This window comes from Alphaproteobacteria bacterium (assembly GCA_033762625.1).
Taxonomy (GTDB): domain Bacteria; phylum Pseudomonadota; class Alphaproteobacteria; order UBA9219; family RGZA01; genus RGZA01.
Window position 1 is genome coordinate 1 of the sequence record JANRLI010000024.1, and the last position, 10,052, is coordinate 10,052.

At 46.3% G+C, this 10,052-nt stretch carries 10 protein-coding genes; 5 read left to right on the forward strand and 5 right to left on the reverse strand.

What is annotated here, in order from left to right:
* A partial coding sequence (locus SFW65_10155) for a flagellin (protein ID MDX1923476.1) occupies window positions 1-507 on the reverse strand: 507 nt, incomplete at its 3' end.
* A gap of 403 nt (window positions 508-910) precedes the next feature.
* Here SFW65_10155 and SFW65_10160 point away from each other — a divergent pair.
* Both SFW65_10160 and SFW65_10165 read left to right on the forward strand, forming a co-directional pair.
* Window positions 911-1,267, forward strand: a complete 357-nt coding sequence (locus SFW65_10160) for a hypothetical protein (GenBank protein MDX1923477.1) — start codon at window positions 911-913, stop codon at window positions 1,265-1,267.
* A gap of 93 nt (window positions 1,268-1,360) precedes the next feature.
* Window positions 1,361-2,863, forward strand: a complete 1,503-nt coding sequence (locus tag SFW65_10165) for a tetratricopeptide repeat protein (protein MDX1923478.1) — start codon at window positions 1,361-1,363, stop codon at window positions 2,861-2,863.
* Here the strand turns inward: SFW65_10165 and SFW65_10170 are convergent.
* Entirely contained in the window at window positions 2,855-3,826 is a 972-nt protein-coding gene (locus tag SFW65_10170; GenBank protein MDX1923479.1) for a hypothetical protein, read from the reverse strand. The genes SFW65_10165 and SFW65_10170 overlap by 9 nt on opposite strands.
* A 321-nt stretch (window positions 3,827-4,147) precedes the next feature.
* On the opposite strand from SFW65_10170, the gene SFW65_10175 reads away from it, so the two are divergent.
* Together SFW65_10175 and SFW65_10180 are read left to right on the forward strand one after the other, a co-directional pair.
* Window positions 4,148-4,726, forward strand: a complete 579-nt coding sequence (locus SFW65_10175) for a cold shock domain-containing protein (protein MDX1923480.1) — start codon at window positions 4,148-4,150, stop codon at window positions 4,724-4,726.
* A gap of 108 nt (window positions 4,727-4,834) precedes the next feature.
* Window positions 4,835-6,046, forward strand: coding sequence for an NADP-dependent isocitrate dehydrogenase (locus tag SFW65_10180; GenBank protein ID MDX1923481.1), 1,212 nt, complete (start codon window positions 4,835-4,837; stop codon window positions 6,044-6,046).
* Window positions 6,047-6,168: 122 nt separating this feature from the next.
* Here the strand turns inward: SFW65_10180 and SFW65_10185 are convergent, their stop codons facing one another.
* The 3 genes from SFW65_10185 to zapE form a co-directional block, all read right to left on the reverse strand.
* Complete coding sequence (locus SFW65_10185) at window positions 6,169-6,816, reverse strand: GcrA family cell cycle regulator (protein ID MDX1923482.1); 648 nt, start codon at window positions 6,814-6,816, stop codon at window positions 6,169-6,171.
* 457 nt (window positions 6,817-7,273) lie between these two features.
* Window positions 7,274-7,765: a 2-amino-4-hydroxy-6-hydroxymethyldihydropteridine diphosphokinase gene (folK, locus tag SFW65_10190; GenBank protein ID MDX1923483.1), complete on the reverse strand. Its 492-nt coding sequence runs from the start codon at window positions 7,763-7,765 to the stop codon at window positions 7,274-7,276.
* A gap of 7 nt (window positions 7,766-7,772) precedes the next feature.
* On the reverse strand, window positions 7,773-8,891 hold the full coding sequence (zapE, locus tag SFW65_10195; GenBank protein ID MDX1923484.1) for a cell division protein ZapE: 1,119 nt from the start codon (window positions 8,889-8,891) through the stop codon (window positions 7,773-7,775).
* Between the two features lie 63 nt (window positions 8,892-8,954).
* Between zapE and rodA the strand changes: the two genes are divergently transcribed.
* A partial coding sequence (gene rodA / locus SFW65_10200) for a rod shape-determining protein RodA (protein ID MDX1923485.1) occupies window positions 8,955-10,052 on the forward strand: 1,098 nt, incomplete at its 3' end.

The window sequence follows — 10,052 nt, forward strand, 5'->3', positions numbered from 1 at the left end:
AGCAGTATTAATCGACAAGTTGGTGTTGGTAATCGTCAGTTTCGATGTGTTGTTTTCGTTGAAGTACACAACCAAGCTGATGGATGTTTGACCAATCAAGTTCGTACCGTTGAACGTCGCATCGTTTACGAGCGAGTTAACTTGTACGAGCAAGTCATTGAACTGAACAGCAAGACCGGAACGCGTATCACTATCGGTTGTCTGCAATGCAGAAGTCGTAAGACCTTGCGCTTGCTGAATGATCTTGGTGATACTGTCAATCGCGCCAGCTGCCGACTTAACGGTTTGAAGGGCGTTTGATAGACCGTCTTTTACGTTGGATAAGTCGTTTGCACGATTTAAAAAGCCAACGCTGGCAAAGTAAGCGGTCGCACCATCAAGTGCTGACGATACTCTTTTACCGGTTGACAGACGGTTCTGGGTTACGTTTAACAAATTAGCAGTTTGTTGCAATGACAACAAATTCGCGCGAGCGCCTGCTGTAAGGGAAACACTTGAAATAGGCATGAGTAAGAACTCCTTTCGATTAATCTGGATACGACTCCTTCATATCCACACCTTCAGTTGGATCACCCAATAGAAGGTGAGCTACTCTATGCGAAACAAGTGCCAAAATTCAAGAAAAAAATGTATTTTGAATCAATCGTTTGCGGATAAGTTTCGATAACTTCCCTCGGCAAATTTTACCTAGCGGGAAAAATCTACCGGTACAAAAACTGCCTTTATCACTAAGGCGAAACAATAATTCAAAAGGTAACCGTTTATTAATCTTGTGGGGATAACATTCTATTATATGTACGAATGGGTTTTCCAGCGGCGCAGTGTTTGTGTGCAACGCAACAGTAAAGCCAGACGAACATGAATGTTGCCTAACCCTCCTTCATAATGAAGACGGTAGGCGGAGGTTGAAATGGTTGAAGCAATTACTGGTAAGACCATCACGAGTTTAAAAACAAGCAATGCTTCAGATTCGTCTGCGAGCATCGCTGTTGCGCAAGCTGGAACAGCCAGCGCAAAGATTGCAGCAACCCAGCAACCTTTAAATCCGCGCCTTCGCTATGATAGGTTGGCTGGCGTTGTAATCACTGAATTCTTGAACCAATCAGGCACTGTGCAATTACAAACCCCTTCAAGCGCGGTACTTGCCTATCTTCGGGTAGGTCTTGGCGCAGACGGTCATTCAAAATACCAGCCTGTAGAAGACAAGAAAGACATCGCCCAGCGCGAAGAAGAAATTAAAGCCCAAAACGAAGTCTTCGACTCGTAAAGTATTTGGCAGTCATAGCCAGCTGTGACAGATTTAGGAGCTTTCAGAAAAACATTCTGAAAGCTTTTTTTATCGCCTTGAGTGGAATTTTTATTGAACGACAATATCCTTATCAATCAGGCACGGAGCCTAAGTCAAAACGGTAAAGCACAAGATGCCTTGACGTTGCTGGATAATGCACGAATAAAGCAGAATAGCGCTGCACTTTTAATTGAAATGGCAACTATATTAAGTGGGTTGGGCGCGCAAGATGATGCTATAAAAATCCTAGATGAGGGTTTGCGCAGCTTCCCGGATAATCCCTCAATGGCAATCGTCTATGCCAATCATACCTATATTGCCAATCAACCTACAAAAGGGCTGAAGGCAACAACGCGATGGATAGCTTTACCGAATTGTTCACCGGAGCTATTGCTAACCCACGCGCATTTACTAAAAGCAAATGGCGACGTGGACGCAGCAGAAACTTTTTACAAAAAAGTGTTGGCGTTAGACCCTGCAAATAGTAGCGCATTAGTCGGTATCGGTGGAATTGAACTGGATAATTCAAATTACGCAGCCGCACTGGATGCACTGCGTAAAGCATTGTCTGCCGACCCACAAAACGCGCTTATTAAAACACAGTTGGCTTATGCAGAATTCCGTAGCGGTGATTTGGCTCAAGGCTGGCAGCATTACAATGCTCGATTTGAAAACATCGTAAAGCACCGCTCATTCACACAACCTCAATGGAATGGAAAGGTCCTACAAAACGGAAAACTGCTGGTATGGGGTGAACAGGGTGTAGGCGAAGAAATTTTATATTCCAGTATGTTCAACGATGCGCGCAGGCTCTGTCAGGATGGATTAATTGTTGAATGTGATGCACGATTAAAAGCACTGTTCGAGCGGAGTTTTCATGGCATCACATTCATCGCACGCTGCGACCCACCAGATTCTGCCCTGACCCATACATCAATTGTTGCACAATCTTCGGCAGGACAACTAGGACAGGTTTTGCGCAACAGCTTTGATACATTCCCAATTCAAGCAAAGCTACTGACACCAGATGAGTCGAAAGTTGCGCAACTTAAAGCACGTTATGCAGATTTAAAGAGACAGTATGGTAAAGAAGGCCGCGTGATTGGCGTTTCATGGAAAAGCAAGCCATTGCGCCAAGGCGATCCAAAAAGCAGTTCAATCGCTGATTGGGCACCACTTTTTGAAAACTCCCCTCACCTGTTTGTTAGCCTGCAATATGGTGATATTGCGGATGATTTAGCGCTAGCCAAGAAAAGCAATTGGACAATTATTGATGATACATCAGTAAATCAACGCGCTTCGCTAGATGATTTCGCGGCGCAAATTTCTGCGCTTGATGAAGTAATCACGGTTAGCAATACAACAGCACATATGGCTGGGGCATGCGGCATAAAAACCTGCGTATTATTGCCACGTGCGCGCGGTTTGATGTGGCACTGGTTTGATAAAGAAAAACCATCTGCGAGCCTGTCATTGACCACATCACCATGGTATCCATCCGTCACTTTGCTGCGTCAGCAACAAGATGGCATGTGGGCGGATGCAATTGAAAAAGCCAAGAATTCTCTAGAATAAATCATCCAGAAAACTTCCGGTTTCCTTTGGTGGTGGCGGCGGCTCTTCGGGTACCACCTGCTCCACTGGCTTTACGCGGCGGCGTGGTTGCTTTGCCTTGCGCGCCTTCTTGTTCATGAATGCGCGTTGCTTAGTTGTAATTGGTGTTTGTTTTTGCTTAGCCACATCCGGCGCTGTACCTTGCGGCAATTTATCCTGCGGATGATCTTCATTGTTTTCCAGAGCTTCATGCCCGCCAACGCTTTTGCCAAGGTTTAGTTTGTTTTCAAGACCCAGCTCCTTCACAGCTTGCTTTAATGCGCCAAGCGTTTCTTCATCCGGCGATAAAGGACGTTGCTTTGGTGGCGCGTTTATCTTACCTGCTTTTTCAAGTTTACTTTCAGTGGTTTCTTTTGTGCTGGCCGGTAATGTAGGCACAGCCGTCTGAGGTTGCGGCGGGCCTGAAATAATCGGCTTGGTATCATCTTTCAAAATATCATCTGCTTTTGGCTTGTTCAAATCAGCAAACAACGAACGCGCATCCGTATTGTCTTTTTTATCGGGGTCTAGTTCTCGCGGTTTGATTTGAAAGCCGGGGAAAAAAGTAGGACGGACCGTATCAATGTAAATGGACGAATTCAGGTTTGGTGAAGTTATACTTTCAACAACTTCGTCATCTACATCATCATCCATCCGCAAACTGGCAGGGCGGGATGAGTCTTCAGGGTCGAAGAGTGCCTCAATAACAAAAAGATACTCATCATCTTCGTCTTCCAAATTATCGAAGTTATCGACCATCGCCTCGTATAATTCGGTATCGGCTTTTGCTTTAGCTGCGTCTTCAGCGGTTGGCGGACCAGCAACAGCGAACAAGGCCGTATCATCAAAAGCTTTGATATTTTGCCATGAGTCTGAATTTTGTGTGAACACTTCAGGTGCCACCTGTATCGCAGACTGTTCTTCGGCGATACAAGGCGGAGCCATTAAAATAGCTACGAGGCAAAATTTAAGAAGAACATGGTTCATGGGCGGTGGGTGGCTCATTCCAGAGACGGAGTTTATTTTACCAGCTTATTAACTAACAAAAACTAAACAAAACAAAGTATTAGCTGCAACTACCGCATAGTCTAACCCCTTTGATTAATTACCTTTTCATGCAGCAGGGCGTTGCGCGTTAATCCTCTGTTTTGATATATTGTGTATGGTCTCTTTTTGCCCATCCATACTATGATGTGATGGGTATTCTGTTGATTATTATTTGTGTAGAGGGTGCGTCGTTTGTCTCGTTATGATCAGGGTTCTGCCATGCCCGCCGGTGAAGGCGTTCAGGCTGATGGCATCGTAAAATGGTTCAATGGAAGTAAAGGTTTTGGGTTTGTTGCTATCAACAACAATTCTTCTGATGCGTTTCTTCATATTTCAGTTGTAACACGTGCAGGTCTGCAAAGCCTCGCAGAAAATACACGTCTACGTTGCATGGTGGTGCCATCACAGCGCGGTATGCAAGTTACTCATATTCTTGAAGTTATGGGCGTTGACCCTAATGCACCGCAACCCGCAGCAGGCGGAGGACAACGCCGTGAGCGTAACGATTTTGATGCACGCGACAATCGGGGCGATTCAGGCAGAAGCGATTTCAGCAGCGGTTTTGACCGCCAACCCATCGGCCCTGAAGTGGAAGTTACAGGCAGCATCAAATGGTACAAGACCGATAAAGGATTTGGTTTTGCTATGCCGGAAGACGGCACCAAGGATGTATTCATTCATCGCTCAGTTCTGGAACGTGCTGGGCTTAACAACATCGATCCGGGTCGCAAAATCCGCATGATGGTTACGACCTCGCAAAAAGGCCGTGAAGCTTCAAAAATAGAGTTGCTCGACTAATCATATAACGGGTGGATTCCCCTCCATTTAAAGATTTGGTAAGGTTAGAACACTATCGTTCTGACCACGTTATCGCGTGCCCGCCTACTCTTATCAAGGAAACATCCCATGGCTAAAATCAAAGTTGCAAACCCCATTGTTGAACTGGATGGCGATGAAATGGCACGCATCATGTGGGGTTGGATTAAGGAGATGCTCCTTCTCCCGCATCTTGAACTCGATATAAAGTATTTCGACCTTGCCATGCAAAAGCGTGATGCAACCGATGATAAAATAACTCTCGATGCAGCTGAAGCCATCAAGCAATACAGCATTGGCGTGAAATGTGCGACAATTACCCCTGATGAAGGCCGCGTAAAAGAATTTAATCTCAAAAAAATGTGGAAGTCACCAAACGGTACAATCCGCAACATTCTGGATGGCACTATTTTCCGTGAACCGATAGTTGTTAAAAACATTCCGCGCTATGTGCAGGGGTGGAAAGAACCCATCATCGTGGCACGCCATGGATTTGGCGATGTGTATAAGGCAACTGATTTCAAGGTTCCGGGTGCTGGTACGCTTACCATTACCTTCACACCAAAAGATGGCAGCGCGCCAATTTCACATAAGGTGCATGAATTCCCCGACGCTGGCGTTGCACTTGGCATGTTTAACGAAGACAATTCTATCCGCAATTTTGCGCATAGTACGTTTCGTTATGGGTTAAACCGCAAGGTTCCTGTTTATCTTTCAACCAAGAATACCATTTTGAAGGCTTATGACGGCCGCTTCATGGATATCTTCGCGGAGATTTATGAAAAGGATTATAAGGCCCAATATGAAGCTGCTGGCATTTCCTACCGCCATTTATTGATTGATAGTATGGTAGCCAAAGCGATCAGCACCAGCACCAGCTTCCTTTGGGCATGCAAGAATTACGATGGCGACGTACAGTCCGATATGGTGGCACAGGGTTATGGTTCCCTTGGCCTCATGACCTCCGTACTCCTGGCGCCAGATGGCAAGACCGTCTTGACCGAAGCTGCGCATGGCACCGTGACTGACCATTACCGTCAATATCAAAAGGGCGAAGAAACATCGACCAATCCCACCGCCTCCATCTTTGCATGGACGCAGGCATTGATTAACCGCGGCAAGACCGATAACACCCCTGCAGTGACCAAATTTGGTGAAGCCTTGGAAAAAGCCTGCATCCAAACCATTGAAGAAGGCCATATGACCAAAGACTTGGCCATTCTGGTTGGGCCAAATCAAAAATGGCTCAAGACCAAGGATTACATGCAGGAAATCAGCAACCGTTTGGTAAAGCTGATTTAAGCCAAACATATCTCAGATACAAAAAAGGCGCCTCAGGTGAGGCGCCTTTTCTGTTTGGGGGACAAAACTGATATGCCATTCGCTCTGCGCCCTTATAAAAGGGCGCAACCGCTCGGGGAAAACTAGCTGTTGTTGACGGCACCGAACTGGGCGCTATCACCTTCAGCAGCTGCTGGAGCATCTTCACGCGGCGCAGCTGGAACTTTCTTCTTCGAACCTTGATACGCCATGCATGCATGGTCATAGCAATAAGGCAGACCAGGAATTGACATGCTGTCGCAGAAATGGAACCCAGCCTTCAATGGATCGCCTACTGGCCAGCGGCATTGTTGAGCTTGAGCCTGAACGGCTGGCTGGGAATTTTTGAACAAACGGGGGGAGTAATTGCCCACATCTGCCGAAGAACGCAAACGGCGAGCTTCGCTGTCTTCATTGCGATCATTGCGCATATCGCTGCGTGTTGCGTCAGCATTACGGTATGCACCACTGCCAACCATTACATCGCGGCGAAGCCCCATGGCCTTTGGCGCCGACAAACGGGTTTTCATAACTGCGCCGCCCGCATGAGCCACAGCTGGCTTGCCATCGACGCGCTTGATAGGAGATGGGCGAGATGAGAGACCTAGGCGATGCGCCTTACCAATCACAGCGTTGCGGGTGATGCCGCCACCAAGACGGGCAGCGATTTCCTTAGCAGATAGTCCGCTGCCCCACAATTCCTGTAAGACCCCAATGCGCGCGGGAGTCCACGTGTTATTTTGTTCCGCCATGTTACCTAACCCCTTTTAGTTTTTGTTTTTTTGATTTTTGAATTGAACGGATTGGAAATTGGGTGTTGCGTGCAAGCGTATCCCTAAATTCTTCGTTTAGTTTTTCGCTTTGTTTCTGGGCGCAAACCATAGAAATCCAACCGTTAATGTCGTTGCTTTAACCACTAGATTTAGTGGTTACACTGATGTGACCTGTCTATATGTGCGCCATGCACGAGTCGTTTGGCAAGGAAGGAAACATGAAAAAAACAAATTTCCTGTGGGTAAATTTTTATCACGCACCATTGCACTGCAACGCGCAAAAAATCCATTCGGTGTTTCGTTCATCTAACACCATGAATTGACTCTATTTTTTATTCACTCAGCTTGGTGTTTTTAAAATTATGACGTGGACTGAATAGATAAAAATTCATCCAAAAAAGTTTTATCAACTGATTTTGTAGGATTAGGTTTGGGCTTAAAGCTTTTTGGTATTGACTAGGGTTTCATCAGTCAGTGCCTTGACCAAATCGGCGATGGGGATTCCGGATTGCGGATGCTTCCAATCAGGTGCTATTTCCATCAAAGGAAGCAAAATAAATGCGCGTGATGCCAAACGCGGATGTGGGATCTCCAATTCATTATCGAAAATAATTTTTCCATCATAATCGATGATGTCAAGGTCGAGTGTGCGCGCCGCATTTTTTACAGAACGCATGCGCCCGAATTTTTGTTCGATAGAAAGAAGCGCACGCAACAATTCTTGCGGTGAAAGTTCCGTGGTGCATGAAACCACCGCATTAAAAAACCATGGTTGATCGGATGCAGGCACCGGTTTGGAATGATAAAATGACGAGCGTTTATGAATGCGAATTCCATAAGCAGAAAACGCGTCCAGCGCGGCATTTAGCGTAGCTGGTACGGACATAGAACCAAATGGAATATTGCCGCCAACACCAATGATAATCATGTAAAAATCATTGTTTTATAGATGAGGAAGGAGCCAATAAATAATCTTGCGATTGCATTTCCATCAACCGGCTTTCGGTGCGCTCAAACTGTGTGCGATATGCGCTCGTTGCATCCAATAATTCTTTGAGTGGTTTTTCCGCACTGAGCGCAATACGCACATGATTATCATAGAGCACATCAATCAAATGAATGAAACGCAGGGTACTGTTTTTTTCAATATCATTTAGTTGTGGTACGCCTTCCAGAATAATGGTGTGAAAATTCTTTGCGAGCGCCAGATAATCTGGTGTGCCTTTTGCATCGCGGCATAATTCTTCAAACGTGAACCATGCAACGCCGTGTGCTGCTCTAGAAACATGCAATTCTCTTCCCTGCTCCACCACAATGTCGGTTGGCAATGCCTCATCACCGTCGGTGAGCTTGGAAAAAAATTCGGATAATCCCTGCACCGCGCGTTCATCTATCGGGCTTAGATAAACCGGCAATCCCTTGATACGGTCCTGACGGTAATCACATCCATCATCGAGATACAAAACGTGCAGGTGTTTTTTAATGAGGTCGATGAAAGGTAAAAACAAAACACGCTGCAAACCGCCAGCGTATAAATTGTCAGGCGCAGTATTGGATGTGGCAACAACCACAACGCCCCTGCGGAATAGCTCGCGGAAAAAACGGCTTAAAATCATTGCATCGGCAATATTGTGGACCTGGAACTCATCAAAACAAAGCAGCTTGGCTTCTTTGGCTAAATCAATCGCCACATGCACAACCGCATTGTCGCGCACGGCCTGCGATGGGTCTTGGCGCTTGGCATGCAGGCGGCTATGTACATCCAGCATAAAAGCATGAAAATGCACGCGGCGTTTGGCGATACCGTGCACGCTTTCAAAGAACATATCCATCATCATGGTTTTGCCACGCCCGACCGTACCATAAATATAAAGACCACGGTTTTTCTCACGGCGCGCCAGCCAGCGCAGCCAACGCGGTAAAAACGGCTCACGCGCAAGACGGGGCATGCGCAATGCCAAATCATGAAGTGCGTTCATAATTTTGGTCTGCGCGGCATCATGGGTTATTTCACCCGCATCCAGCCTTGCCTGATAATATGCATTCGGTTTCATTTGCATTTTTCAAAGCATAAAGGCTAGGCTAAGTAAAAACAAACACTAAAGCCTTCCTTACTTATGACGTATCCTAACGCACTCCCTTCCGACCATGAACTCGGCCTACATGACAAGCTGCGTAACATGCCGTGGGGTTTTGTATTTTTGGTCATATTGATTTCATCCTTCGGGGTGACATTGCTTTATTCTGCCGGCGGAGCCAGTTGGGAACCATGGGCAGGCAAGCAGCTCTTTCGTATGATACCCGGTCTATTCCTGATGCTTGGTCTTGCCATGGTCGATATCCGCTTCTGGTTTAAATACAGTTATGTGATTTACGGAGCTTTACTCCTGCTGCTTACTGCGGTTGCGATTATTGGGCACATCGGCATGGGTGCGCAGCGCTGGATTAATTTTGGATTTTTTGTACTGCAACCTTCCGAGCATATGAAAGTTGCGCTTGCTTTAGCACTTGCGCATTACTTCCACAATTTATCCTATGAAGAAATCGGCAACCCGTTACGTCTTCTTATTCCGGCAGGGATGGTGCTGCTTCCTGTTGGACTTATCCTTATCCAGCCAAACCTTGGCACCGCAACGCTAACTGCGCTTTTCTCTGCAACCGTATTCTTTTTAGCGGGCGTACGATGGTGGGTTTTTGCAAGTATCGGCGTTGGCGTTCCATTTGTTGCAATGGCGGCATGGAATCATTTGCATGATTACCAGAAGGCACGCCTGACTACATTCCTTGATCCAGAAAAAGATCCGCTTGGCGCAGGCTATAACATCATCCAATCCAAAATTGCGCTGGGCTCTGGCGGATTATTCGGCAAGGGTTTTGGAATGGGCACACAAAGCCAGTTGAATTTTTTGCCAGAAAAACACACTGACTTCATCTTTGTTGTATTAGCCGAGGAAATGGGATTGATCGGGGCCGTATTATTACTGATGCTGTTTTTTATTTTGATTGTGTATGGCTATGTCATCAGTCTGCATTCACGACATCAATTCGGACGGTTGCTGGGCCTTGGCCTGACGACCACCATGTTTTTATATTTGCTGACGAATGTGGCGATGGTGACGGGATTAATTCCTGTCGTGGGTATTCCGTTGCCACTGATTTCATACGGCGGCAGCGTGATGCTGGCATTTTATATCGCTTGCGGATTGCTCTTGAGT

Bases quoted from the DNA above. Each gene is read 5' to 3' on its own strand.
- SFW65_10160 (MDX1923477.1), top strand. From the start codon at position 911: ATGGTTGAAGCAATTACTGGTAAGACCATCACGAGTTTAAAAACAAGC.
- SFW65_10170 (MDX1923479.1), bottom strand. From the start codon at position 3,826: ATGGCTCCGCCTTGTATCGCCGAAGAACAGTCTGCGATACAGGTGGCA.
- SFW65_10185 (MDX1923482.1), bottom strand. From the start codon at position 6,816: ATGGCGGAACAAAATAACACGTGGACTCCCGCGCGCATTGGGGTCTTA.
- SFW65_10175 (MDX1923480.1), top strand. From the start codon at position 4,148: ATGCCCGCCGGTGAAGGCGTTCAGGCTGATGGCATCGTAAAATGGTTC.
- folK (MDX1923483.1), bottom strand. From the start codon at position 7,765: ATGATTATCATTGGTGTTGGCGGCAATATTCCATTTGGTTCTATGTCC.
- SFW65_10180 (MDX1923481.1), top strand. From the start codon at position 4,835: ATGGCTAAAATCAAAGTTGCAAACCCCATTGTTGAACTGGATGGCGAT.
- zapE (MDX1923484.1), bottom strand. From the start codon at position 8,891: ATGAAACCGAATGCATATTATCAGGCAAGGCTGGATGCGGGTGAAATA.